The following is a 26,809-nucleotide window of genomic DNA, read 5'->3' as shown; positions in this document are numbered from 1 at the left end:
TCCTGAGCCGCGGACTCGAGATCGGTGATCTCCTTGTACTTGAACAGCGCGCGATTGAAGATCGTCCCGCGCCTGTTGACCATCCTGATCAAGAGACACTGCGCGTCCTTGGAGAGGCCGCGAAAGCGCTGCGTGAACGCATGATCTTCATCGGTGAGGATCTCGCCATACGTCGTCTCGACGAACTGGAGCATTTCGACGAAATGGTCGAGATAATAATAGACCGGCAGCGTGATGGGTTTCATGTGAGGTGCGCCGGGCTCCTAATCATCCTGGTCAACGAACCTGCTTTCCGCGAGCAGTCCAAGGGATTCATTGTTCCTTTTTTGTTCTGAAAGCGCCCTTTGTCAAGGTGGAGCATTGACGGGAAGCTGCTCACCGTCGAGTTCGTACGCTTGGAGATCGTCACGGGGAGCCGTTCCGTCGTCGCGTCTGAACCGCGTCGCGGCCGGCCGTCGTCTGCTTCGTGTCAGGTGCGGACCTCGAGCAACAACCGCGGACATTGCCGATGTGCTATCGGCCTAGACTGTCGAGGCTCGCCGCCAATTCCAAATTTCGAAAAGGCTTGGTCAGCCTCGGGAGATCAGGCGCTATGCCGACCGCCTCTGCATATCCCGACACGATCAGCACCTTCACGTTGGGACGTTCGGCCTGGATGCGCCGGGCCAGTTCTGTGCCGGACATTCCAGGCATCAGGTGATCCGTCACGACGAGATCGGGGAACAGCCCGCCGTTGAGCAGCCGGAGCGCCTCTTCGGCCGAGCCCGCTTCGACAACCTCATGCCCGAGTTCGATCAGCATCTCGGCGGTACTGAGCCGAACGAGGTCTTCGTCGTCGACGAGCAGCACGGTCCCGCGGCGGGCCGCAAGCGCCGGCGCTCGTTCGAGGGCAAGCAGCGTGCCCGTCTGCGCGTCTCCCTGCGGCAACCAGAGTTCGACGTTGGTGCCCACTCCCGGAGTGCTGTGGATGGTGAGGGCGCCACCCAACTGAGTGGCGAGGCCGTGCACCATGGACAGGCCCAACCCCGTTCCCTTGCCGATGCCCTTCGTCGAGAAAAAGGGTTCAATCGCGCGGGACAGTGTCACCTCGTCCATCCCGGTCCCACTATCCGCGACTGAGAGATGGAGATAGGGGCCGGGTTTGAGGTTGGAGCGGTGTTGCCGGCCGATCGTTGCAGCCCGGACGGATATGCGTAGCGTCCCGCCGTCCGGCATCGCATCGCGGGCATTCACTGCAAGGTTCAACACCGCCATCTCGAGTTGATTGGGATCGGCCTTGGCCGGCGGCAGGTCACGTGCGGCATCGACGACGACCTTGATCTGTGGTCCCGTCGTGCTCGCCACCAGCTCGCCCATGCCGGCAACGAGCATGCCGAGGTCGACCGCGACGGGCTGGAGCGGCTGTCGGCGGGCGAAGGCGAGCAAGCGCTGCACGAGCGTTTTTGCTCGATCTGCCGATTGCGCCGCGCCGGCGATGAGCCGTTGCTCCCGCTCGCTGCCCACACCCCTGCGCTGAAGCATATCGAGCGCTCCGACGATGGGGGTGAGCAGGTTGTTGAAGTCATGCGCGACGCCGCCGGTGAGCTGTCCCATCGCCTCCATTTTTCGGCTCTGACGCAGCGCCTCATCCTGCTCGCGTTCCCGGCTGACGTCGCGACCGACGGCATAGAAGCGGTCGCCTTCCGGCACCGCGGCCCAGGCGACCCAGATCGTGTTGCTGCCCGCGGTGATCAGGCGGTTTTCAAACCGCTGCAGCGGATCGCGCGTCTGCAGCGCCGCGATCACCTGACCCGCAGCAGCGAGGTCATCAGGATGGATGACCGCTGCGAGCGGCTTGGCCAGAAGCTCCGCGCGTGAATAGCCCAGCAGTCTCTCCCAGGCGGGATTGATGGTCTTGAGGAAGCCGTCGAAGCCAACGACAGCGAAGAGGTCGTTGCTGAGGTCGTAGATCCGGTTCCGCTCCCGTTCGCTTGCCTCGACCGCGGTCTGCAGATCGCCGGCCAGCTCACGCAGTCCTTCCTCGCGTCGACGCTCGCCCGTGACGTCGACATTCACCCCCACGATGCGGGCAGGCCTGCCTTGGTCATCGAGCACGGCCGTCGCGCGCGAACGCACCCACCGCTGCTCGCCAGTCTGCTGGTGCGTGATTCTGAAGTCGATGCTGAACGCCTCGCCATTTGCCGCCGCTTCTCTCGCCGTCCTGTCGGCCAGGTCACGGTCATCCGGATGGAGAATACCGAGCCACGCGTCATAGGGCATTCCCGCATGCTTGGCTGGATCGAGCCCCAGAATGTCGTACATTTCCGGCGACCAGCTGATCGCGCCTGTGACGAGGTCCCAATCCCACACGCCGATTCCGGCTGCCTGCTGTGCAAGCTTCAGCCGCGCTTCGCTGGCTCGGAGCGCCGCCTCGGCGCGAACGCGTTCGGTGACATCATAGCCCTCGACGAAAACGCCGGTGGCGGCGCCATCGGTATCTCGAACCGGCTGGTAGACGAAGTCGACCAGACGCTCACGGATGGGGCCGCCGGGTGCCACCTGCATGGCGTAGGGAGCGCTCGAGAAAATGAGCGCTTCTCCGGTGCCGAACGCCTTGTTCAAGTGCTCGACGTACCCCTGGGCAGCGGCGTCGGGCAGGGCCTCGGACACGGGTTTACCAACCACGTTACGGTGGCCGATCAGTTGCTGAAAGGCGGGGTTGGTGAGCGTGAAGCGGTGCTCGGGCCCGCTCAACATGGCCATGAAGCCCGGCGCCTGCTCGAACATGCGCTGCAGCCGCTCGCGCTCCTCCAGGGAATGGCGTTCAGCGACCACCTTTGCCGTCGTCTCGCTACAGGCACAGAACATTCCGGCGACCTGGCCCGCTTCGTCCCGCACCGGCGAGTAGCTGAAGGTGAACCAGGTCTGCTCCTCAAACCCTTTGCGGTTCATGAGGAGCGGCAGGTCCTCGCGATAGGTCGCCTCGCCGGCCATCGCCGCCTCGATGAGCGGGGCGATATCGGGCCAAATCTCGGCCCAGATTTCGGAAAAGCGCTCACCAAGCGCCTTCGGATGCTTGCCGCCGAGGATTTCGGCGTAGGAGTCGTTGTAGAGGAACCCCAGCTCGGTTCCCCATGCAACGAACATCGGAAACTTGGAACCAAGCAGCAGGCCGACCACCGAGCGCAGGCTCTGAGGCCATCCGTCCGGCGGTCCCAGCGGCGAAGCCGACCAGTCGTGCGCGAGCATGAGCCGGCCCATCTGACCGCCGCCAGACAGGAAGTCGTATTGGGACGTCCGGTCTGCTCTATAGGCCACGCGAAATCTCTTTGCTCGAACATAGCTGTCGGGTGAGCCGCAAACCGAAGCCTTTGCCACGGCTCGTCTCAATGTCCGACGAGTGCGGTGGCTTGAAAATTGGCATGATCCAGACTCATGTCATTCATCTCGCCGGAGTGCAAATGACCAGAATGTGCATCGCGGGCGAGCGGCTGGTATGTGGCCCTCCCATGCGCCTCAAGGACTTCAAGCCAGGACGTCAATTTGGTCCGAAGCGGGGGAACTCAGCTTCCCGAGAGTCAGCTCAACCGCTGCGCAAGCCATCGCATTGCAGATTGTCCGAACACGGCTCCCAGCGTGGCGAACACCAAGGCCGTGCCCACGTTCCACATCAGGATCATCGCCGATGCATCGATCGTATGGAACAGCGACAGCGCCGCGGCTGTGAGCGCTCCGACCGCGAGGCTGCCGGTGACTGCCACCGCAGTGGGGCGTAGCACCGCGGCATAACGCAGCATGACGCCAAGAAGCAGCGAAAGCGGCAAGCCCGTCAGGGCCAATGTCGAGAAGCAGCGGACAGCTTCGCCCGGACTGACGCCCTCCGGTCCGATCACGACCCAATGGGTCAAGCATTGATAGCCGATATTCGAGAGCCAGATGCAAACAGTTGGAACCGGCAGCAGCAGCCAGAGCCTCGAACGGTCCGGCAGGCTGATATGAAAGGCGGCGACCGCCGCGAGGACGCCCGTCGCGAGCGCCGCAGCCATGCTGGTCGCAAAGGCTGGGTCCTGCAGCCGCTCGGCAAGATCGGGACGAATGCCGCGGTTGACGGCGAGCAGGACCAACAGCACGGCGGCGGAGGACAGCCAGCCAAGCGCGCGCAAGAGCGGTGGCTGCAGCCGTTTCACCGGCTTCATGTCCGACGCGAGCGAGGCGATGAGGTCTAGCGTATCCATCATGGTAGGTCCCGGTCGGAAAACAACTTCTGCAAATTCTTCAGCGCCCGGTGGATGTTCACCTTGAGCGCGTTGACCGACATGCCGCTGACCTTCGAGGCGTCGTTCAAGGACATTTCCTGCAGCTTGACGAGGCGCAAGGCCTGCTGCTGAGCAGGCGGAAGGCTGTCGACCGCAGCTCGAAGAATATGACCGTCATGTCCGGTGTCGGGCTGCGGTTCGACGACGGATTCGTGTTCGCGCTCGAGGACCACTTCCCGTCGGCGTGTGTGGCCCTGGCGCCGCAGACGGTCGATCAGCCGGCGTCGGGCGATGGTGACAAGCCACGGCGCGAACGGACGTGCAGGATCGTAGGTGTGCCTGATGGTGTGTATCGTCAGCAGAATGTCCTGCACTGCGTCTTCGATGTCGACGCCCTGGCGATTCCACCTGGCGGCCAGCGAGCGGAGGTAGGGCGAGATGTCGGTGAGTAGCCTGTGATAAGCGTCGCGATCGCCGTCTTGCGCGCGCGCCATCAGGATCGACCAGTCGAGCTCGCGCGGCCGCAACCTGTCCTGCTTATCGGAGCTTTTGCCGTCGACAACCGTGAGCGTCACCTTCCGCGCAATAGGATCCCTAGCCGTCAAGGTGCAACTCCAGCCAGGCGATCTGCTGCATCAATGAGATGGCCATCGCCGACGTCACTTCCAGGCGACGATCCTCCAGCACGCTGACGCTGGGATCCAGCGGCCGCCAGTTGGCAATGATCCGGTCGCGCTCCCTCAGCAGGTCCTCGATCTGCGGTCTGAATAGCACGATCATGGCGTTCAGCCACCGGTTAAGCGGCCTCGATGGCTGATCCCTGGTCATGATGAAGCGGTCGAGCATGGCGATCACGTCGGCGGCGGGATACCAGCTTTCGTCCGTCACCCACCGGTTGGTCGTAAACAGGCGTTCCGGCATCCCGTCCGGCGTCATCGAGATGGCGATCAGATGGATCGGTCCGCCTGCCTCGGGAATCTTGCGGCGGAGATGATCGGGCAGTCCGGCGACATCCATGAAAGCGTGGAAATGTGCGTAGTCCGCCCGCTCGCGGTCATCAGGTGAATGAGCATGCAGATAGTACCTGGCATGCGTCACGGGATCGCAGGCATCGTCGGCCGGATAGTGCTCCCACTCCGTGAAATCATCGCCGTGTCGCAGGACGTCGAGCACCAGATTGCTGCCGGCTGCATGCAGTTCGCTGATGCAGGCGACGACCTCGTTCGCGGCAGTCGCCATGCGCCGCAGTTGGTCGCGAGGCGGTGCGTTGCCCGATCGCGCTGGTCCCGATGGTTGTGGTTCAATACGCAGCGGCTTGGTCGCGGTCGCCGTCATGGAATGCCCCTCATCATGGGATTGGGCGGAGGCGGCGCGTCTCGCCGTCTCCTCCCAGTTCGTGCTTGTGACGAATTCGCTGCTATTTCTTCGCTGCGCACGGGTTTTTCACGCCCGACTTCGCCGCACAGGGATTGGCTTTCTTGTTCTTGGGCGCGCAAGGATTGGCCATCGAGCCGGACTTGGGCGCGCAGGGATTGCCGGCCTGGGCCTTGGCCGGCACCGGCGCAGCTGCGATGATGCCGCCGACGGCGGCAATGGCACCGAGAGCTTGGAGAGATTTGCGTAGTGTCGTCATCTTGAGTCTCCTTCGCGTGAACAATGACGCGTCAAAGCCGCGTCGTAACGGCAGCCAGCCAGTCCGGCATGGCGCGCGTCAGGGATGCTTCGACGGTCGTGTCGAAGCCCATAAGGATGAAAAAGCCGGTCAGAGCGATGGGTGCGCCCCCGGCATGGCCGGTGTCGACTCTGCCGCGCTGCGCCTGACGGTCGCTGCGTTGCGGCTGAAGCCGGCAGGGCTGCGAACAAGGTCGATGGCATGTGTTTCTCCGTGCGAGCGCGGGCTGCAGGGCGGGGTCACCCTCGCAAGGCGGTTCGGCGCGAAGCAGGAAAAGGTTACGCCTGCCGGAACAGGATTTCTTGCCCGATCGGCTGATTACGAACGTACCGGCTCACGTCGCTGATCGTGCGGCGGCAGCCGGCGCGCCGCGCATCGTGGCTCCAACAACCAAGCACACGGCAAACGGCCCTGTCGGCGGTCGTCGTGAGTTCACGCCTTCTGCTGTGACGTCGCCAACCCGCGCAGGATTTGCGCGATGACGGCAAGGACATTGTCCGTCGGCTCGCCCTCGGCGACATCTATGGCGGCGCGCTCGAACATGGCTGAGAGCAGCGAGGTGAGCGCCTCGATCGGCAGGCGGGGCAGGGTGCCCTCGGCGATCGCCTCTTCGAGGCCGGTCTTCAGGCTGGCGTCCCCGTTGCGGCCTTCGATCTCGCGGATCGTGTCGCGGCCCAGCACGGCTGGGCCTTCGATCAGGAGCAGCCGCGTGCGTCCCTGGGCCTGCATTGCCAGCACATACGCTTTGGCGCCAGCGAGCAGCCGCGCGCGCGCGGACAAGCCCGGCGTGTCGGCTGCTGCAATCGCCGCGGCGACGGCTTCCGATTCAGCTTCGACCACGGCGCGGAAGATCGCCTGCTTGTCCGCAAAGTGGTGGTACAGCGCGCCGCGCGTGACGCCGGCTGCCTCGACGATGGACGGCGTGCTGGTCGCGGCATAGCCGTGGGTCACGAACAGCCGGCGCGCCGTGGCGACCAGCCGCGCCCGCATCTCAGCCGTCCGCTCGGGATTGCTGCGCCGGGCCGATTTCTCTTGCATGCAGTCTGCCTGTTTGTTAAATAAGAAACAGGCAGAATGTATGTTTATTTGAGGGAGAAGGGAAGCATGAAGATGACCAGCTATTACCCCGTCCTCATGGCCGACGACGTCGCCACCACTGCGGCGTTCTATGTCCGGCACTTGGCGTTCCAACCGCTGTTCGAGGCCGATTGGTACGTCCACCTGCAATCCACGCGCGATCCCGCGGTCAATCTCGCGATTCTGAGGGGGGATCACGAGACGATTCCCGCCGCAGGTCGCGGACGGGCCTCGGGCCTGCTGCTGAATTTCGAAGTCGACGACGTCGACACGATGCATGCCGAGGCGGTCGCGGCGGGATTGCCGATCCTGCTGCCGCTGCGCGATGAGCAGTTCGGTCAGAGGCATTTCATCATGCAGGATCCCAACGGCGTGCTGATCGATGTCATCAAGCCGATTCCGCCGAGCGCTGCGTTTGCTGCTCAATATTCGCGCGACGCGCTGCCGCAGTGACGAATGACGGTTGCGGTCGGCCACATCGGTTGAGACGTTCGCAGCAACCAATCGAACGCCTGCGTGCTCAAACTCGGGTCTGTTCCCGCAGCATCAGCTGAGCTGCAATGACAGCTATCATGTCTTCGGGAAGCGCCTGAACGATTAGCTGATCGTTGGGCAGGCGCGCGTTCGGGCCCCAGGAAGGAATCACGGCAGAGCGGGGACCCGCGATGAGGCGATGGAGCATGCCGCCGCTCCTTGCCGGGGAGAGGGGCCTCCGCTGCCGCAAGTCGCTGGATGCCGGGCGGGACTCATGCTCCATTCCTCATGATCTTCTCGAGGTGGAAGAAGTCCGCATCTTCCGCCATGCCCTCGGGCGGCGCCCCGAGCGGGTCGCGGTGATAGGCATTGTAGTAGGCCACGATCTTGAACCCGCATTTGTTGACGTAGAAGTGCAGGTTGCGCTTTTCCAGATAGGGCGTGTGGGTTTCCCAGATCCGGGTGGCCGGATAATGCGCCTCGATGGCTCGCCAGGCCGCGTGGCCGAGGCCGCGCCCCTGGTGCCTGGGCGCGATGTAGAACAGATCGAGCGCATTGCGCTGCGAGACGGGATTGATCGACAAGACGGCGCCGCCGATGGCTTCCCCGTTCAGCAGAACACGATGGGTCGCGCTTTCCGAGGCATTGACCGAGTCCTGAATGTCCGCATCGGAGGGAATGAGCAGGTCGAGGCTCGCACCAGAGGCGTCGAGGATCGCGAAGGAGAATGCCTCCTGCAGATCCTGCGCAAATGCGAGCATATCCGTCTGTCCGGCCGGCGCGAGTGTTACGCCGCACGCTCCCATATTCCTTGGCAATGCTCGCCCCTTGGCCCAATGACCCCAAATGCGGCGATATGGACAACGCCAAGCTTACCGTCGTGTGACCCCCTCGGGGCCGACGGTCGATCACCGATGGCCGGAGATCGGATGCTGGCGCGCCCGACCCTGGCCATGGCAGCGGGCGCGAGACGAGGAACGAGCTCAGCGCGTCAGAGAGCTCTCACCCCGTCGTCGCCAGCCGCAGCGCCAGCGCGCAGGCGCGATCATATTCGTCCAGGTTGATCCACTCGTCGATCGTGTGCGGCTCGTTCTGGCCGGTGCCGAAAGTGACGGTGGGGATGCCGTGGCGGACCATCCAATTGGCGTCGAGGCCGCCATTGCCGGCGCGCAAGGTAGGCGTGGCGCCGATGTCGGTGACGGCGGTGGTGGCGCGCTTGACGACGGGCAGGGTCTCCTTGATCCGGAACGGCGGAAACTCCGTCACCGCCTTGAACTTGACGCGGCCGGACTTGCCGTCGCTGTTGGTGACCTGCTTGGCGGCCTTCTCGAACGCGGCCTTGTAGGCGTTGCTGATCTCGCGAACGAATTTGGCGTCATGGCTGCGGCATTCGCCGCGCACATGGACGTAGTCGGTGACGACATTGGTGGCGTCGCCCGCGGGGCGGCCGTCGCCGCCGGTGACCGGGCCGACATTGCTGGTGCCCTGCTTGGCGTCCTTGCCCTTGCCCTTCACCACCTTGCCGAACCAGCCGCCGGCTCTGACGTCGGCGAGCGCGAGCGCCAGGATCATGGTGGCGCTGATGCCCCGCTCTGGCGCGACGCCGGCATGCGAGGCGCGGCCGAAGATCTCCGCCTCCCAATGGTCGGCGCCCACAGCGGCAATGGTGATGCTGGAGGCGGAGCTGCCGTCGAAATTGAAGGCCATTGCCGGCGCGCCGAGCGCGTCGAGGTCGACGTGGCGCGCGCCGTGCAGGCCGCTCTCCTCGCGTACGCAGAACAGCAGCGTGATCGGCGGATGATCGAGCTTTTGACGGATCAGCTCGGCCGCGAGCGACACCAGGATGCCGCAGCCGCAGCGGTTGTCGCCGCCGAGCGCGGTCTTCGCTTGGTTGACGATCTTCCGGCCGGAGATCTTCGGCTGCGCCCCGGCGCAGAGCGGCACCGTGTCCATGTGGGTCATGAACATCAGGCGCGGCTGATCGCGCATCGTGCCGCGGCCGGGCAGCTCCACGATGAGATTGCCGGTCTCGGTCGGCAGCGCAATGCGCGTATTGGCATCGTCGAAGCGCATCGCCTTGGCCGGCACGCCGGCCTGCTTCAGCGCCGCCATGATTTCGCGCCCGATCGCCTTCTCCTGTCCGGTCACCCCCGGCACGGCGAGAAAACGCATGAGGCGATCGGTGGCGGCGGCGGTGTCGACGGACATGGCGAATCCCTGGTGAGTGCGATGCAGCAGCATCGCGTTCCGTGCGTCGATGTGCAAGGCGAGCCCGTGCAGGACGGCAATGTGCCTCGATCCGGACCCCGGCGTCATCTGCGGGGACCATGTCCAGCCGATACCATGTCCAAGTCGAGCACAACCGCAGCACCCGTCGCGCGCGACACCGCGAGACGGTCTGTCGACCGCAAAAGGCCGCTCTGCTGGCCGCGTGTTCGCGGCGCGTCTCAGCTCGCCTTCGGCGCGGCGGTGGCGGCCTGGTCCTTCATCGATGCAGCCTCGGTCTTGCCGCGTTTCAGCATCTTGTGCCAGAGGTCGCGATAGCGATCGGCGTTGAAGGTGAGGAGCGTGCCGTTGTCCTCGAAATGCGCCTCGAACACCTTGCCGAGCGCGTAGGTGTAGGCGCCGAGCACGGTCGGCATGGCGATGACGCCGCAGGCAGTGCCGATGAAGGGTACGAACTTGACGAGCGTCAGCGACAGCGCCCCGCCGGCGAACGTGCCGCCGGAGCTCGCCATCAGGCTGCCGACGACCGATTTGCCGAGGTTTTCGCTGTACGGCACGCCGTACAATTTGGTCAGCCGCGCCAGCAGCGCGAGCTGATTGGCCAGCGCCGCGCCAAGATCGATGCCCGGCGCGGGAATGAGGCCCGCCGCCATCGAGATCAGCACGTGGTCGCGGATGATCTCGTGCGCCCGGACCTGGCGCGCCTCCGGCGACAGAGCGGGATCGGCGATCGCGCTTTTGCCGTCGTCATTCTTCGGTTGGTCAAGCATGGCCGGCTCCTCCAGAGACATCGCTCAGCAAGCGATCGAGATAACGTTGGGACGAATTGAGACGATACAGCGCGCCGCGCGCGATCAATGCCGTCGTGTCCGGCTGCGCATCGACGATGGGAGCAATCACGTGATCGAACCACGCATTGCCGTGCTCGGCGTCGATCTGATAATGCACGTGGTAATAGTCGAGGCCCGACGGATCGAGCCCGAGCCGCTCCCAGGCCTCGACCACATGGCCGAAGCGGAACGGCACCACATATTCTGTGACGCCGTAATAGCCGATCGCCTTATGGAAGTGGCAGCGCTGCAGCACCATGGTCATCGACAGGTTGCCGCAGGCGATCGACTCGGTGCGCAACTGCGCGCGCACCGCCGAAGGCGTGATGCCGAGCACGTCGAGCACCCGCTGGAACAGCTTGGTATGGATGCGCGGGATCTCGCCATTGCCCATCTCGTCCCAGTAGTTCTTGGCGATTTCCATCTTGGCGACGTCGGGCGTGCCGAGCTGCAGCAGCGCCATCGCGTCGTCGAAGCGGGGATCCAGCGTGGTTTCCTGGATCGAGTAATATTCAAGGTCGCGCTTGGTCGCGCGGCGCATGAAGTCTGTATAGAACGGATGCGCCGTCGCCGGATGCTGCTCGACCAGCTCGCGCAGCCAGCGCGCCAGCGCCACGCCGCTGCGCGGAGCGTTCGCCACCAGCCCGTGATCGATGGCGCGCTCCTCGAAGCCGAGCAGATAGCTCTCGATCAGCTCGGCGATGTCGTCGGCCTCCGCGCTCGGGCGCCGCTCATCGCCGCTCGGCAGCCGCAGCCGCTCAGCATAGATCTGCGCCAGCAATCGATGCGCCGCGCGCAGCGCCTCGGCGTCGTCCTCGCGAAAGCCGCGACGACAGACCGCGTCGATGGTGTCGAGCCGGTGGGCGCGGTCCGCGAGCCGGCTGTAGATCGTGCCGGTCGCCGGCGTGGCGGGAAAACCGCCACCGCGCTCGATCAGATCGATGAGAGCGAGGACCTGGTTCTGGTCCTGGGCGCGCTGATCGGCGCGCGCCGCAGCGGGCGTTGCAAGCGAAAGCTGGTTCATGGCGCTGATCCCATGATGGACGAATCCTCTATGTTTGATGGTTCACGACAGGTCTGCGAAAGGATCGCGGCGATCTCGGCCACGGCAGCGCCGCTCATCAGCCCGTCATGCGTGCCGGCGACCGGCCGCACGACGAGCCGGCTGGCCACGCCTCCCCAGAAATTGTCGGGCGCCGCCTGAGTGGCTTGCAGCATTTCGAGAAAGCCGGAGGGATACGCCGCGACGCACGGCTCCGGCGGCGGCTCGGCTTCGTTGGCCTTCAGCAGCAGCACCGGGCCGTCATATCGCTGGGGGCGGAAGTCGGCGAGCATGGCGTTCTCCATGCGGATCACGCGTGCCATGCGGTCGCGCAGCTCGTCCGGCATGTCGCGACGAAACGGCACGTCGAGAAAGGCCGCACGCGCGGCTGCGTCGAACGCGGCCACGAAGGCTTGGCGTCCGTCATGCGGGCCGAAGGAGTCGAGCAGGATCAATTGCTCGACGCGCTCGCCGGCGGCGGCGAGCTGACAGCTGATCTCATAGGCGACGCTGCCGCCGAACGACCAGCCGCCGAGCAGATAAGGTCCCGTCGGCTGCACGGTCCTGATCGCCGCGAGATAGCGCCGCGCCAGCGAGGGAATATCGGTGACGGGCCGACCGTCGCCATACAGGTTCCAGGACTCGACCGCGCAGATCGCAAGATCATCCTGCAGCAGCGGCGCCAGCGCCGAATAGGCCTCGGCACCGGCATGGCCGGGATGAACGAGAAACAGGATGCGGCGGCCGCGCTTGAGCATCACCGTGGGCTCGAAATCGGCGCCGGCGCCGTCCGTGCGCAGCGCCGCGGCCTGCGCGGCGATGGTGCGGGTGCTGAATATCCAGGCGACGGGGAAGCTGCGACGGAACGTCGTGTTGATGCGCGTAGCAAGGCGGACGGCGAGCAGGGAGTGACCGCCGACGGCGAAGAAGTCGTCCTCGACACCGAATTGGTCGATGCCGATGACCTGGGCCCAGAGATCATGCAACCGGCGCTCGGTCGCGTCGCGTGGCAGCAGCGCATCGCTGTCGAGCGGGCCGATCTCGAGGTCGCGCGCGACCAACGATTTGCGGTCGACCTTGCCGTTGATGGTCAGCGGCAGCGCCGCGAGCTTCACGAACAGCGACGGCACCATGTAGGCCGGCAATTGCCCGGCCAAGTGGTTGCGTAATGCCTGCGGGCTCAGCGCGGTCCCGGCGTCGTCGGCCCCGACGTAGAAGGCGACGAGCTGGCGGCTGCCGCCGATGTCGCGCACCACGGCCACACAGTCGCGGATGCCGGCGAGGCGGCCGAGCGCGGTCTCGATCTCGCCCGGCTCGATGCGGTAGCCATGGATCGACAGCTGATTGTCGTCGCGGCCGAGCACCTCGACGCTGCCGTCGGCGCGCTGACGGGCGAGGTCGCCGGTGTAGTAGGCTCTCACCTCCTGCGCGATCAGCGGCAGCGTGACGAAGCGCTCAGCGGTGAGATCAGGACGGCCATGATAGCCGCGCGCGACGGCGTCGCCATAGACATAGAGCGACCCCGCGATGCCATGCGGCAGCGGCCGCTGGCGGCGGTCGAGGATGCAGATGCCGACGTTCTGCACGGGATGGCCGACCGGCACGTTGGCGCCATAGGCCTCGGTGTTCACGACGTCCTGCCACAGCACCGAGGTCGCCTCGGTCGACCCATAGCGGTTGAACAGCCGGACCGCAGGCATGGTCGCACGGAAGCGCCGGGCGAGCTCGACCGGCAGGATCTCGCCGGAGCAGATGCAGTAGCGCAGATGCGGCAACCTCGCGGCGATGTCAGGCACGTTGTCGAGCAGCGACGCCAGCAGCGACGGCACCGGCTCGAGCCGGCTCACGCGATGGCGGGCGAGCTCGTCGACCATGCGCTCGGGATCGCGGACCACGTCGTCGGAGAACACGACGAAGGGAATGCCGCGCGCCAGCCGGCTGAAGATTTCCCAGACCGCGTCAACGAAATTGATCGAGCTGATCTGCGAGCCGACCTCGTCGTCGGCGAGCGGCAAGGACCGCCACAGCCAGTGAAAGCGGTTGAGCACCGTCGATTGCTGAACCATCACGCCCTTCGGCCGCCCCGTCGAGCCCGACGTATAGGCGATGTAGAGCAGAGGATCGGCGACGGGCTCGCGCGTGGGATCGCAGGCCGGCTCGCTGTCGAGCATGGGATCGTCGAGCGCGATCACCTCGCCCGTGAACTGCGGAAACTTGTTGGCCAGGGCCGCCGTGGTGACCAGCACCGGTGCCTGCGAATCCGCGAGCATGAATTGCAGCCGGTCATCGGGCACGTCGGGTTCGAGCGGCACATAGGCGCCCCCGGCCTTGAGGATGCCCATCAGGCCGACGATCAACGGGATCGAGCGTTCGATGCTGATGCCGACCGCGGTCTCCGCGCGCACGCCGAGCTTGCGGAGACGATGCGCGAGCCGGTTGGCCTGGAGGTTGAGTTCGCCGAACGCGATGGCGCTGTCGCCGTGCAGCACGGCCGCGCGCCGCGGCTGCCGGCGCGCGACGGCCTCGAACATATCCGCAAGCGAGATGTCGCGCGGATAGGGCTCCGCCGTCACAGCTGCCGCAAGGGCCGCGCGCCGTTCCGCTTCGGTCAGCATGGCGGCATCTGCGAGCGGCCGCTCGGGATTGGCTGCCAGCCATCGCAGCGTCTCGGAGAGATGGCCGAGCAGCCGCGCGATCACCGCCTCGTCGAAACAGGCTGCGTCGTAGGAGGCTTGGACCAGAAGCTCGGCGGCGGGCACAACCACGAGCGTCAGCGGGAAGCTGGTCTTGATGTCGCCGCGCATGTCGAGATAGCCGCCGGCCGGCGCGGTGCCGATGCCGTCGTCGGGATAGTTTTCGAACACCAGCAATTGCTGGAACAACGGCGTGCCGTTCGGCACCGCGCTCTGCGCCTGGATCTCGGTCAGCGACAGATAGCCATGCTGGATCACGCTGCGCGTGGCGGCCTGGACCGCATGCAGGTTCTCGAGCACGCTGCGGTCGGCATCGAGCGACAGCCGCAGCGGGACGGTGTTGATGAACAGGCCGATCATGCGCTCGACCTGCGGCAGCTCGCCTGGTCGCCCAGCGACGGCGATGCCGAGCATGACCTCGTCCTGGCCGCTGTAGCGGCACAACACGGCGGCCAGAGCGAGCTCGACCAGCGTGTTGAGCGTGACCTTGTGCTGCCGTGCGAATGTTGCAAGCGCCGCGCTGTCGGCGCGGTCGAGCAGCAGCCGGCGCCGCTCCATGCGTTCGATCGGGCGTCGCATGTCGAGCGGCCGGTGATTGATCGCGAGCGGAGTCGGCGCCTCGATGCCGGCGAGATGCGCGCGCCAGAACGCCTGCGCCAGGTTGCGGTCCCGCCGGGCGAGCCAGGCGATGTGGCGCTCGAATGGCGGCGGCGCGGGCGGCAGCTCGATCGCCTCGCCACAGGCCTGGCGATAGCGCAACGCGACCTCCTGCAGGATCAGCGGCAGGCACCAGCCGTCCATCAGCAAATGATGTGTCGTCCAGACCATCGCCCAGCCATCGTCCCGCAGCCGCATCAGCCGCAACCGTGTCAGGCCGGGTCGGTCGAGCCTGAAGCCGCGGCGGCGGTCCTCGGCCAGATAGGCGTCGAGCTGATCGTCAGGGCCGCCGCGCCAGTCCGCTTCCTCCCAATCGAGCGTGATGTCTGCATAGATCGCCTGCAGCGGCCGCGTCACGCCTTCCCAGATGAAGGCGGCGCGCAGGATGCCATGCCGATCGATGATCCCTTGCCAGGCGCGGCGCAGCGCAGCGGTGTCGAGTTGGCCCTGATGGCGCCACGACAATTGCACGCAATACTGATCGGAGTCCGGTGCGTAGAGTGCGTGGAACAACAAGCCTTCCTGCAACGGCGAGAGGCCGTAGACGGCCTCGACCCGGCCGGCGCGCGCGAGCGCGTCGAGCGTGGCCTGGCTCACATCCGGCGCGAGCGGGCAATCGCTCGGCGTCAGGCCGCCAGCGCCGCTCACACAATGTGTGACGACGTCGCCGAGGGCGGTCGCGAATGCATCCGCAAGACGCTGAGCGCGGCTGCCTGTACAGCACCTGCGGCTGTATTCGACGGTCACTTTGAGCGCACCATCGGACACATAGGCACTGATCTCGATCGGATGGATCAGCCTGTTGCGCGGCGAGACCGCGGTGCCCGCGGGCTCCTCCGACAGGGTGATGTGGCGCCCGCTCAGCGCATCGAAGCGGCCGAGATAGTTGAATCCGATGCGCGCCTTGGCGCCGGTCGCGAGCGCCGCATGACGGGGATCATCGGACAGAAAGCGCAGCGCGCCATAGCCGACGCCCTTGTCGGGAACGGCGCGCAAGGTCTCCTTGATCGTCTTGATGGCCGCGTCGATGTCGCTGCCGGCCGGCAGGGTGAGATGGACGGGGAACATCGAGGTGAACCAGCCGACCGTGCGCGACACGTCGCGTGCGCTCACGCACTCCTCGCGCCCGTGACCTTCGAGATCGACGATCACATCGGCGAGTCCGGTGGAGCTGCGCACTGCCAGCGCCAGTGCGGTCAGCAGCAGATCGTTGATCTGGGTGCGATAGGCCGGGCCGGCCCGGGTCAGCAGCCGTCCCGTGGTGTCGGTGTCGAGCGTGAAGCTGATGCGGTCAGCGTCTTCGCCACAGCCTGGATCGGCCTCGCTGCTGTCGAGCGGCAGCGCTGAGGCGTTGGCGCCGACGGCAAGCCAGTAATCCCATTGCGCGACCGCAGCGGTGCGGGCGTAACGGGCCAGCGCGTTGCGCCAGGATGTAAAGGGCACGGCAGGTCTGGCCGGCGTTCCGCCGGCCAACAGGCATTCAAGGTCTTCGAGCAGGATGCGCCAGGATACGCCGTCGATGATGAGATGGTGGACGGCGAGCAGCAGCCGCGGGCGCCGGTCGGAATGGCCGGTGAACAGCGTCGCGCGCGCCAGCGGCCCGTGGCTGATGTCGAGCCGCGCCTGAACGCGATCGGCTTCCGCACGTAGCGCCGCTGCCGGGTCGGCGCAACCGGCGAGGTCGAACGCCTCGACCGGCCACGCTGCAGGGCCGATCGTCTCGCGCCAACCCTCGTCGGCATGGCTAACGAAGCGGCTCGCGAACGCCGAGTGCAGTTCGCCAAGCCTGGACAGCGCGTGAGCGATGCGCGCGATTGTGACGCTGGCATCGATATGGAACAGGAACGCCTGGTTCCAATGGTTGAGGTCGGAATGCCCGATCGCGAAGAACCATTGCTGGATCGGCGCCAGCGGTGCGCGGCTGGCACCGGCGTCGGCGTCATCAATGACAACCAGGGCCTCGGGCGCCTCGCGCCGCAGGCTGGCGGCGAGCGCGCGGATGGTCGGGGCGGCAAACAGCTGACTGGCGCTCAGTTCCAATCCCATCTGGCGCGCCCGGGCGATCACCTGGATGGTGAGAATGGAGTCGCCGCCGAGCGCGAAGAAATCCTCGTCGATGCCGATCTGGTCGAGCTTCAGCACGGCGCGCCACACCGCGGCGAGGGCGGTCTCGGTGTCGTCGCGCGGTGCGCTGAGTTCGCGCTCGTCAGGCGTAGCGCTCGCGGGCAGCGGAAGCGCCTTGCGGTCGATCTTGCCGTTCGGCGACAGCTGGAGCCGGTCGAGCCGCATCAGAACCGCAGGCACCATATAGGGCGGCAGCAGGGCAGCGAGCCGCACCCGCACCGTCTGCTCGTCGGGCTGTCCGGACGGGGCCGCGTAATAGCCGACGAGCCGCCTTGCCGCGCCGCTGTCGACGACGATGACCGCGCTCTGTGTCACGCCGGGGCAGGCGGCGATGACTGCCTCGATTTCGCTGGGTTCGACCCGATAGCCGCGGATCTTGATCTGGGTGTCGATGCGGCCGAGGCATTCAAGCTGGCGGTCCGGCAGCATCCGGCCGAGATCGCCGGTGCGATAGATCCTGGCGTTGCGACCGGCCAGCCGGTCGGGGAGCGACTGGAACGGATTGTCCATGAACCGCTCGGCGGTGAGCTCCGGGCGGTTGAGATAGCCGGCCGAGACGCCGTCGCCGCCGATATAGATCTCGCCGATGGCGCCGAGCGGCACCGGCCGCAGCCGCTTGTCCAGCAGATAGGCGGTCTGGTTCTGGAAGGGCACGCCGATCGGTGCGTTGCCGCTGCGCCCGGTGTCGCGCTCGACATAATAGGCGATCGAGCCGATCGTGGTCTCGGTGGTGCCATAGCCGTTCACGACGGCAGCTCCGGGCACGGCCTGCTTGATGCGCCACATCGCCTGTTCGAGCGGCGGCTCCACGCCGACCATCAGCCGCTTGAGGGCATAGTTCGCCCCGTCCGCTGCGACCAGCGAGGCGACGGCGCTCAGCAGATGCGGCGGCAGATAGCAGTTCTGGATCCGCTGGTCGCGCAGATAGCGCGCGAAGCGATCAGCATCGAGAATGGTGTCCTTGTCGAGCAGATGGACAGCGGCGCCGAACAACAGGTTAGAGAATATCTCATAGACGGACACGTCGAAGCTGAGGCTGCTGGTCAGCGTTCCCGCATCGCCTGGCGCGATCGCGCGCTTGTTCTGCCATTCGTGGCAGAAGTTGATGACGGCGCGGTGCACGCAGGCGACACCCTTGGGACGCCCGGTCGAGCCCGAGGTGTAGATCACGTAAGCTGCGTCAGCAGGTGCCGTTGCGGCGGCTGGCGGACGATCATCGCCGCTCCCGTCGGTCGGTTCGACGATCAGCAGCTGGCGCTGCGGCGACTGCAGCACGGCGACGTCGCGGGCCGCCTTGGGGCTCGCCAGCACGAGCTCGGCGCCGCTGTCCTCGATCATGAATCTCAGCCGCTCGGCCGGATAATCCGGGTCGAGCGGCACCCAGGCGCCGCCGGCCTTGAGGATTGCGAGAATGGCGATCACCATCTCGATGGTGCGACCACAGCACAGCGCGATCGGGCAGCCGGGCGTGATCCCGCCGGATGGGGCGAGGCTCGCGGCGATGCAATGGGCCAAACGGTTGGCGGCGCGATCGAGCGTGCTGAAGTCGATGTGGCGATGGCCTTCGACCACTGCGGCCGCCGACGGGTGGCGGCGCGCGATCTCGGCAAACAATCCATGCAAGGTGGCATCGCGCGGGTAGGGGACCCAGCGGTCGTTCCAGGCCATGAGCAAATCGTGGCGCTCGGCCGCGGAGAGGAAGTCGAGCTCGCCGAGCGGCCGTGCCGTATGTTGCGTCAGCCAGGCGATGGTGCGGTCGAGATGCGCGCACAATTGCTCGACTGCAGCGGCCGTAAAACTGTCGGCGTCGTACAGCAGGCGGAGCTCGATCGCGGTGCCTGGGAGCACGGCCAAAGTGAGCGGGTAATTAGTCTTCTCATCGATGCGCAGCTCGGTCACTTCGGCTGGAAGACCACCGGGATAGCTTTCGAACACCAGCAGCGACTGGAACAAGGCGCCGCCCGCTTCGAGCTCGCTCCAGCCTTGAATCGTGGCGAGTCCGACCGTCGCATGCGCCTCGGCACCGCGGGTCGCGGCCTGTACCGCGTGCAGATGATCGAGGACGCTGCGCTCCTGGTCGAGCGAAAGCCGCAGCGGCACGGTATTGATGAACAGGCCGATCATCCGTTCGACCTGCGGCAGTTCGGGCGGGCGGCCCGATACGGCAATGCCGAACACGACATCGTCATGCCCGCTATAGCGCGACAGCAGGGCAGCCCAGGCCAATTCTATCAGCGTGTTGAGCGTGATCCGGTGTTGGCGCGCGAACGCGGCCAGCGCCGCGCTGCGCGTCTTGTCGAGCACCACGGACCGGCGCTCCAGCCGTTCGATCGGACGACGGATGTCGAGCGGCCGGTGGTTGATCGCCAGCGGCGTCGGCGCCTCGATGCCGGCGAGATGCGCGCGCCAGAACGCCTGTGCACGGTCGCGGTCCTGCCGCGCCAGCCAAGCGATATGCCGCTCGAACGGCGGCGGCGCCGGCGGCAGCGCGATAGCCTCGCCGCAGGCCTGGCGGTAGCGCAGCGCCACCTCCTGCAGGATCAGCGGCAGGCACCAACCGTCCATCAGCAGATGATGCGTCGTCCAAACGATGGCCCAGCTGTCGTCAGTCAGCTGCATCAGCCGCAGCCGCATCAGCCCGGGCCGACCGAGCGCGAACCCGCGGCTTCGATCTTCGGACAAGAACGTGTCCAGCCTGACGCCATCGTTGCCGCGCCAATCGGCTTCGTCCCAATCGAGCGGGGCAGCTGCGTAGACCACCTGCAACGGCCGACTCACGCCCTCCCACAGGAAGGCGGTGCGCAGAATGCCGTGCCGCGCGACGATGCCTTCCCAGGCGAGGCGCAGCGCCGCGGGATCCAGCCGTCCTTGATGGCGCCACGACAGTTGCACGCAGTATTGATCGGAGCCTGGCGCATAGAGTGCGTGGAACAGCAGCCCCTCCTGCAGCGGCGACAGGCCGTAGACGCCTTCGACCCGCCCGACGCTCCACAAGGTGTCGAGCACGTCAGGTGGAATGTCGATCGGGGCATCCGTCTGCTCGGGCTCAGCGGCTGGCACGACAATTGCCGCCGGCGTGCGCGAGACCGCCTCGGCTAGCCGGGCGATGGTGGGATTGTCAAACATCGCCTGTGCCGTCAGGGCGATGCCGACGGTGCGCGCGGCGGCGCACACCTGGATGGTCATGATGGAGTCGCCGCCGAGCGCGAAGAACTCGTCATCGATGCTGATGCGTTCGAGCCGCAGCACGCTGCACCAGATGCTCGCCAGCGTCGTCTCGATCGGTGTACGCGGCGTCCGGCCCTCCGGCATCACCTCTGCCTGCGGGCGCGGCAGCGCGCGCGGATCGAACTTTCCATTGAGGCCGACCGGCAGCACGTCGAGACGCATCAGCAGTGACGGCACCATGTAAGCGGGCAGCCTTGCGCGCAGATGATGTCGCAGGGCCGGTTCGTCGAACTCCGGGGCCGCGGCGTAGTAGCCGACCAAGCGCGACGAGCGGCCGTCCTGATCAACCAGGACGTGGGCGGAAGCGACACCTTCGTGCTGCTCCATCACGCGCGCGATCTCACCGGGCTCGATCCGCAGACCGTTGAGCTTGATCTGCCCATCGACGCGGCCGAGCCATTCAAGGCGACCATCGTTACGCCAGCGCCCGATGTCGCCGCTGCGATACAGCCGGCCTGGGCCCGTCGGATCGTTGATGAACTGGCGCGCCGTCAGGTCCGAGCGCCCGAGATAGCCACGCGCCACGCCAGCGCCGCCGATGCAGATCTCGCCGGGCACGCCGACCGGGCAAAGCCGCTCGTCGCCGTCCAGGATCCTGATCTGCACATTCGCGATCGGCCGGCCGATCACATGGGGGGTGATCGGCTCGCAGATCGCGTCGGTGGTCGCGAGCACCGCGGTCTCGCTCGGTCCATACGCATTGATGACGCGACACCGTCCGGACCAATAGGCCAGCACGTCCCGCGGACAGACCTCGCCGCCGATTACCAATGTCCGGGGCGCAGCGTCCTGCCGCCTTGGAAGCTGCTGGGCAATGGTGGCCGGCAACTCGACGAGATCGATGGCGTAATCGCGGATCATGGCCGCGATCGCCTCGGGCTCGGCCATCAGCCATTGTGGCACGAGGTGCAGCGTGGCACCGGCAGCAAGCGCGGTGGCGATGGCGCCGATCGAGACGTCGAAGCTCATGGCGACGTAAAGCAGGACCCGGGCGCCCGGCTCGAGATCGAAGAGATCGCGCTGCGCGCGCGCCAGATTCGACAGCGAGCCGTGCTCGATCAATGCGCCCTTCGGGCGCCCGGTCGTACCGGACGTGTAGATGACATAAGCCAGATCGTGCCCGCGCGGCGGTCTGGCCGCCGCATCGGCGTGCGCGTCCTCATGCTGCATGTCCACCGGCAACTGAGGCACCGGCATGCCGTCGAAGAGGCCGGATGTCTGATCCGTGACGATGATCAAGCGCGGCGCGGCGTCCTCCACCATGAAGCGCAGGCGCTCGGACGGAAGATCGGGCGCGAGCGGCAGATAGGCAGCCCCGGCCTTGAGCACCGCGAGGAAGGCAACGATCAGGTCGCCGCTCTTCGGAACCGCGACCCCGATCACGCCATCGGCGAGGGCGAGGCCAGATGCGGTCATGCCCGCCCTGATGTGAGCGGCCAACGCGTCGGATTGGCGGTCGAGCGCGGCATAGGTCAGGGCCTGATCGCCCGCAATCGCCAGGAGTTCGCCATGCGCAGCCACAGTCTGCGCGAACAGATCCACCAGCGTGCTCTCATCCGAAGCCGCGGTCTCCGATGCGCCGAAGGCGATCAGCGCTGCGCGCTCGCATGGCGGCAGGATGTCGAGCGTCTCGATCGGTACCGCGCAATCCCGCGTGGCAGTCTCTGCCAGATGCAGGAATTCCGCGGTCAGGCGCTCGATTGTCGACGGGTCGAACAGATCGGTGCTGTATTCGATCTCGGCGACCATGCCCTCGGCCGTCTCGGAGAGCGTGAGCGTGAGATCGAATTTGGCCGTGCCGGTGTCGATGAAGGCGGTCTCGCAGGTCAGGCCGGGCAGGCGCAGATTGGCGAGGCCGTCGGCGAATGTCTGGTAGACGAAGGCGACCTGGAAGATCGGGTTTCGGCTGGGATCGCGCGCTGCGGCCATGCGATTGATGATCAGGTCGAATGGCGCCTCCTGATGTGCATCGGCGTCGAGCAATTCCGACGCGACCCGTGCCATCAGGGCTGCAAAGCTGGGATTGCCGGTGAGGTCGACACGCAGCGGCAATGTGTTGGCGACATAGCCGATCAGATCGGCGACCGCAGGATCGCGGCGATTGGCAAACGGCATGCCGACGACGATGTCGTCCTGGCCACCGAGGCGCGACAGCAGCAGCGCGAAGATCGCAAGCCAGCCGGCACAGGGGGTGACCGATCGGTCGAGCGCGGCGTCGCGGAGCGCATCGGTGAGCGCCGGCGGTAAGGCTAAGCGGTAAGTCTGGCCATGGCCACTCAGTCGCTGCGGTCGCGGGCGATCGGCAGGCAGGTCGAACGGAGCGAATCCATCGAGCCGCCGCTGCCAATAGTCCAGCGCAGCCTCGATTACGGCCGGGAGCGCGCGGCGCTGCCACAGCGCGAACTCGGCAAATTGCAGCGGCGGGTCAGCGACATCGGACGGCCGGCCCTGCCGCGCGCCATCATACAAGGCGGTGAGGTCGCGCTGCATCACGACGAGCGACCACCCGTCATTGATGATGTGGTGCTGATTGATCAGCAGCACGTGATGGTCGCGCGACAGGGCGAATAGATTGACGCGCCAACATGGGCCGGCCGAGAGGTCGAACGGCCGCCGCGCCTCGGCATCGAGCCGCTGCGGCAACGCGCTCGCACTGATCGGCTCGACATGGAGCTCGACTGGAGCCGGCGCAACGATGCGCTGAGCCGATCCGCCGTCATGCTCGATGAAGGTGGTGCGTAGGATCGCGTGGCGTGCCGCCAGCATCGTCAGCGCCTGGCTGAGCGCGCCGATGTCGAGCGGACCTCGAATATGCGTCGCGAGCGGGACGTTGTAGGCGACACTGTGGCCGTGCTGCAGCCGGTCGATGAACCACATCCGCTGCTGGTTGAAGGACAGCGGCCACATCCGGTCGGCCAGATGCAGCATGATCGACTCGCGCTGCGAGCCGATCTCGCCGCGCAGCGTGTCGGGCAGCGGCCGGTTCGCCAGATTGATCAGGCTGAGCTGTTCGCCGCTGCGGCGAAGCAGGAAGCCTTCTTTTGCCAGCCGGTCGACGAGCTCCGACGGATCGGATTCGATCAGGGACATTACAGCCGCTCCATCACGATCTGACGGCCGGCCGGGCGTGCCGCATCCGATTTGATGTGCTGCGCGAGATCGCACAACACCGCGTTCTCATAGACAGCGCGGAAGGTGAGGCCGACGCGCAGGCTTTGCTCGACGCGGAGCATCATCTCGCCGGCCATCAGCGAATTGCCGCCGAGCCGGAAGAAGTGATCGGTGCGCCCGATCTGCGGCCGTTTCAGCACCACGCTCCAGATCTGGGCCAGCTCGCGCTCCACCGGATCGGCGATCGACACACTGGCCGCAGCAGGGGCAAGGACAACGTCAGGCAATTGCTTGCGATCGAGCTTGCCGTTGGCAGAGAGCGGCAGCGCGTCCAGGACGGTGATGTGGTCGGGAACCATGTAGTCCGGCAGCCGCTGCCTGAGCATCGCGTGAATGCGAGCCAGGTCCGGACGGCCGTTCCGTCCGACGAGATAGGCGACGGTGAGCTCACGGCCATCGGTCGCGCGCCGCGCGACGACGGCTTGCGCGACGTCGGATTGCTCCAGTAGCACCGCTTCGATTTCGCCAAGCTCGACGCGGAAGCCGCGGATCTTGACCTGGAAATCACGCCGGCCGAGGAACTCGATGGCGCCGTCAGGCAGGCGGCGGGCGACGTCGCCGGTGCGGTAGAGCCGCGCCATGTGCGGGGCGCCATCAGCAAAGGGATTGCCGACGAACCGCTCGCGGGTCAGATCCGGCTGATTGACGTAGCCGCGGGCGACGCCGATGCCCGCGATGCAGAGCTCGCCCGGCACGCCGAGCGGCATCGGGCGCAGCCGTCTGTCGAGAATGTGGAGCTCGGTGTTGTCGATCGGCCATCCGAGCGGCGCCACGGCGTGGCGCTCGGCATCGCCGATATCACAGCACCACGCGCTGACATCGATCGATGCTTCGGTCGGGCCGTAAAGATTGTGCAACTCCGCATGCGCCAGCCGCGCGCGGCACTGCGCAGCGACCGCGGTCGGCAGCGCCTCGCCGCTGCAATAGATGCGCTTCAGCGACACCAGGCCGGCGAGATCAGCGTTGCCCAGGAACACCGATAGCATCGCGGGTACGAAGTGAATATCAGTAATGCCGCGATCACGGATCAGCTCGGCGATGGCGCGCGGGTCCTTGTGTGCGTCCGGCGGCGCGACCACGAGCTCCGCGCCGGAAATCAGCGGCAGGAGAAACTCCCATACCGAGACATCGAACGTGTAGGGCGTCTTTTGCAGGATGCGGTCCGTCGGCTGCAGTCCGTAGTGCGCCTGCATCCAGACGATCCGGTTGGCGGCACCGCCATGCGTGAGCATGGCGCCCTTCGGCCGCCCGGTCGATCCCGAGGTGAAGATGATGTAAGCGAGATTCTCGGAGGTCACAAAGGGGCAGTCGGCCTCGGGGCCCGCCGTCGCACCGAGTGGATCAACCGTCAGCCGGTCGATGCCGGCGGACAGGTGGTCCTCGAGCCCGGGCCCGACCAGCACAAGCGCAGGTGCGGCATCTTCGATCATCTGCGCGACGCGCGGATGTGGGTCGCGTGGATCGAGCGGCAGATAGGCCGCGCCAGCTTCCAGGGTCGCGAGCAGCGCGACGACCATGGCGATACCGCGCTCGAACATCAGCGCGACCGTCACGTGATCGCCATGCGCCTGCGTCCGCGCGCGAATCTGTCGTGCCAGAACGCGCACGCGCGCATGCAGCGTGGTGTAGTCGAGGCTGATCGCATTGAACGACACGGCCGGCCGTTCGCCATAGGTCAGAGCGGCGGTGCGCAACAGAGCGTTGAGCGTGAGATCACGGGCCGCTGCGACATCGGGGCCCTTGCTGCTCGCGCGGAGGGCCGCGTGCGCTTCGGCCGAGAGCAAAGGCAGGTCGCCGAGCTGAATGTCGGGATCGGCGCAGCCGGCGTTCCAGACCGTCGCGATCGAATCCGCAAGCGCGGCCACGAATGCAGGCTCCAGGCTGGCGGCGCTCCATTCGAGCGCGGCGGCCTGGACGGCATTCGTCAGGCCCGGCGCGAGCGTCACGCGCAGCCGCAACGGCGCCGCCGGAGCGGACCCGTCGCCGGTCAGGATCGCGACCGGCACCTGCTCGCTCCAATCCGTTCGGCCGAGACGCTGCGGCAGATCGGCCGCCATCGGCTCCGACAAAGCGAGTGATAGAAGGACCTCGCTGTCGGCGCAGAGCTCGGCAAAGCGGCGATCGGCTGGAGCAGCAAGTGTCAACGGCACCAAGCGCGCCGCGAAGGGATCGAGTCGGATCGGCAGTCCGAGCGCGAGGCTGACGGTCGTGGCGTCGAGTGCCCGCGCCGCGGTCGCGACGACGGCTGCCATGAGTGAGGAGAGAGCAGGGGGCTTGGAACGATCGTCGCCGATGTTGGGGGTACCGACCGCAGTCTGTCGGATGCTGGAGTCCGCCGTGTCGTTTGTCGGCTGGATGTTGCGCGTGAGGGCCGCGAGGAAATCCAGGCGCGCCGGCTCGATCGCCGCGATGGCGTTGGTCCATTGCGCCTCCGCCGCCTGCCTGCGCCGCAGGACCGTGGCATCGGGCGGAGCGCCATCGACCGTCCGGCCGACAGCAAACAATGCCGCGATCTCTGTCCGATCGAGCGTGCGGCCATCTGCGTCGCGCAGACCGTCGAGCCGGACGCTTCCGTTCCGGGCGGCGATCAGGACACCGTCCATGCTGACTGCGAGCACACGGCCCGGAGCGGCGTCTGACGGTTCGGCGATGTCGATCTGTCCAACGGTAAGGCCAACGCCTTCTGCGACCAGCCGCAGCGCGCAGCGTGTGCGGCGGGAGCCGAAATCGATAGCCCGGGGCAGCGCGCGGAGCGTCGCGGCGTCGATGTCGAAATGCAGGCGATGCACGGCTCGCAGCGCCGCTGCATCGACCGGAGACGTCACTGGTGGCGGGGTGTCGGCGAGCTCTTCCTCGCGCGCCAGCATGGTAACGAGCTCGGTCAAGCCGTCGAGCGCCGCGCGGTGGGCGCGCTCGACGACGGCGCCCGCGGTGTCGCGCGCCGAGAGCGGCACGGATGCGGTCCATAGCACTCGCTGGCCGTCCATCCAGGCGATCTCGAAGGACGAGCGCTGTGACGCAATCGCAGCTACGAGCAATGCCGGGCCATCGCCGTCGCGCTGCAGCGGCCGCAACACCAGTGTGGCCGGTGCCAGATCCGGAACGCCATCGACCAGACCATCGGCATGGACGGCGAGATCGCAGCCGCCGAGTTCGGAGGGCCGCGATGGCGCGGACATGATCCGCGCGGTGCGCGCGAAAGCGAGACAACGCGGATTGTTGGTGATCAGAGCCGTGACAGCGTGCCCGCTCTCGTGCAGATGACGGGCGATCTCCAGCGTCAGATCGTCATTGCCATGAACAACGCAATCGAGGCTCCGCATGGTGGTTTCGTCCGTCTCCTATCAGCCGTTCTGCGCCAGACTTCAGCGAGCAAGCGT

15 protein-coding genes and 1 pseudogene are annotated in these 26,809 nt (G+C 66.4%); 2 read left to right on the top strand and 14 right to left on the bottom strand.

Annotation, left to right across the window (positions count from 1 at the left end; all coding sequences use genetic code 11):
• Window positions 1-44: 44 nt before the first annotated feature.
• A pseudogene (locus ACVIJ6_RS32205) lies at window positions 45-194 on the bottom strand (hypothetical protein); the annotation flags it as partial.
• Between ACVIJ6_RS32205 and ACVIJ6_RS32200 the strand changes: the two are divergent.
• Window positions 141-335 carry a hypothetical protein gene (locus tag ACVIJ6_RS32200; RefSeq protein WP_456777186.1) on the top strand — a complete coding sequence of 65 codons (195 nt, stop codon included), beginning with the start codon at window positions 141-143 and terminating at the stop codon, window positions 333-335. The pseudogene ACVIJ6_RS32205 and the gene ACVIJ6_RS32200 overlap by 54 nt on opposite strands.
• A gap of 178 nt (window positions 336-513) precedes the next feature.
• Here ACVIJ6_RS32200 and ACVIJ6_RS32195 read toward each other — a convergent pair whose 3' ends face one another.
• From ACVIJ6_RS32195 to ACVIJ6_RS32170, 6 genes are all read right to left on the bottom strand, one after another.
• Window positions 514-3,240 (bottom strand): PAS domain-containing protein, encoded by a 2,727-nt coding sequence (locus tag ACVIJ6_RS32195; RefSeq protein ID WP_456777128.1) that lies wholly within the window; start codon window positions 3,238-3,240, stop codon window positions 514-516.
• A 317-nt stretch (window positions 3,241-3,557) separates the two neighbouring features.
• On the bottom strand, window positions 3,558-4,214 hold the full coding sequence (locus tag ACVIJ6_RS32190; protein WP_456776008.1) for an NrsF family protein: 657 nt from the start codon (window positions 4,212-4,214) through the stop codon (window positions 3,558-3,560).
• A complete protein-coding gene (locus tag ACVIJ6_RS32185; RefSeq protein WP_456776007.1) occupies window positions 4,214-4,810 on the bottom strand; it encodes a sigma-70 family RNA polymerase sigma factor in 597 nt (198 codons plus the stop codon). Before ACVIJ6_RS32185 ends, ACVIJ6_RS32190 begins: the two co-directional genes overlap by 1 nt.
• Before the next feature lie 19 nt (window positions 4,811-4,829).
• Window positions 4,830-5,570, bottom strand: a complete 741-nt coding sequence (locus ACVIJ6_RS32180; RefSeq protein ID WP_456776006.1) for a DUF6969 family protein — start codon at window positions 5,568-5,570, stop codon at window positions 4,830-4,832.
• Window positions 5,571-5,652: 82 nt separating this feature from the next.
• A complete protein-coding gene (locus tag ACVIJ6_RS32175) occupies window positions 5,653-5,868 on the bottom strand; it encodes a hypothetical protein (protein ID WP_456776005.1) in 216 nt (71 codons plus the stop codon).
• Window positions 5,869-6,339: 471 nt separating this feature from the next.
• Window positions 6,340-6,945 (bottom strand): TetR/AcrR family transcriptional regulator, encoded by a 606-nt coding sequence (locus ACVIJ6_RS32170; protein WP_456776004.1) that lies wholly within the window; start codon window positions 6,943-6,945, stop codon window positions 6,340-6,342.
• Window positions 6,946-7,011: 66 nt separating this feature from the next.
• Between ACVIJ6_RS32170 and ACVIJ6_RS32165 the strand changes: the two genes are divergently transcribed.
• Window positions 7,012-7,437, top strand: a complete 426-nt coding sequence (locus ACVIJ6_RS32165; protein ID WP_456776003.1) for a VOC family protein — start codon at window positions 7,012-7,014, stop codon at window positions 7,435-7,437.
• Between the two features lie 67 nt (window positions 7,438-7,504).
• On the opposite strand, the gene ACVIJ6_RS32160 is transcribed toward ACVIJ6_RS32165, so the two are convergent.
• The 7 genes from ACVIJ6_RS32160 to ACVIJ6_RS32130 all read right to left on the bottom strand — a co-directional run bounded on the left by ACVIJ6_RS32160 (window position 7,505) and on the right by ACVIJ6_RS32130 (window position 26,752).
• Window positions 7,505-7,666 (bottom strand): hypothetical protein, encoded by a 162-nt coding sequence (locus ACVIJ6_RS32160; protein ID WP_456776002.1) that lies wholly within the window; start codon window positions 7,664-7,666, stop codon window positions 7,505-7,507.
• A 64-nt stretch (window positions 7,667-7,730) separates the two neighbouring features.
• Window positions 7,731-8,219: a GNAT family N-acetyltransferase gene (locus ACVIJ6_RS32155; protein ID WP_456776001.1), complete on the bottom strand. Its 489-nt coding sequence runs from the start codon at window positions 8,217-8,219 to the stop codon at window positions 7,731-7,733.
• A 241-nt stretch (window positions 8,220-8,460) separates the two neighbouring features.
• Entirely contained in the window at window positions 8,461-9,666 is a 1,206-nt protein-coding gene (locus tag ACVIJ6_RS32150; RefSeq protein ID WP_456776000.1) for a M20/M25/M40 family metallo-hydrolase, read from the bottom strand.
• Between the two features lie 239 nt (window positions 9,667-9,905).
• The gene (locus ACVIJ6_RS32145) at window positions 9,906-10,454 is read right to left on the bottom strand and encodes a YcjF family protein (protein ID WP_148221462.1); all 549 of its coding nucleotides are present in this window, start codon (window positions 10,452-10,454) and stop codon (window positions 9,906-9,908) included.
• The gene (locus ACVIJ6_RS32140) at window positions 10,447-11,538 is read right to left on the bottom strand and encodes an iron-containing redox enzyme family protein (protein WP_456775999.1); all 1,092 of its coding nucleotides are present in this window, start codon (window positions 11,536-11,538) and stop codon (window positions 10,447-10,449) included. The genes ACVIJ6_RS32145 and ACVIJ6_RS32140 overlap by 8 nt, the downstream gene beginning before the upstream one ends.
• Window positions 11,535-23,348, bottom strand: coding sequence for an amino acid adenylation domain-containing protein (locus ACVIJ6_RS32135; RefSeq protein ID WP_456775998.1), 11,814 nt, complete (start codon window positions 23,346-23,348; stop codon window positions 11,535-11,537). Before ACVIJ6_RS32135 ends, ACVIJ6_RS32140 begins: the two co-directional genes overlap by 4 nt.
• A complete protein-coding gene (locus ACVIJ6_RS32130; RefSeq protein WP_456775997.1) occupies window positions 23,348-26,752 on the bottom strand; it encodes an amino acid adenylation domain-containing protein in 3,405 nt (1,134 codons plus the stop codon). Before ACVIJ6_RS32130 ends, ACVIJ6_RS32135 begins: the two co-directional genes overlap by 1 nt.
• Between the last annotated feature and the right edge of the window lie 57 nt (window positions 26,753-26,809).

It is taken from the genome of Bradyrhizobium sp. USDA 4369 (assembly GCF_054056435.1).
Note: the sequence above shows the minus strand (reverse complement) of the source record. Positions and strands in the feature narration are given on the sequence as shown.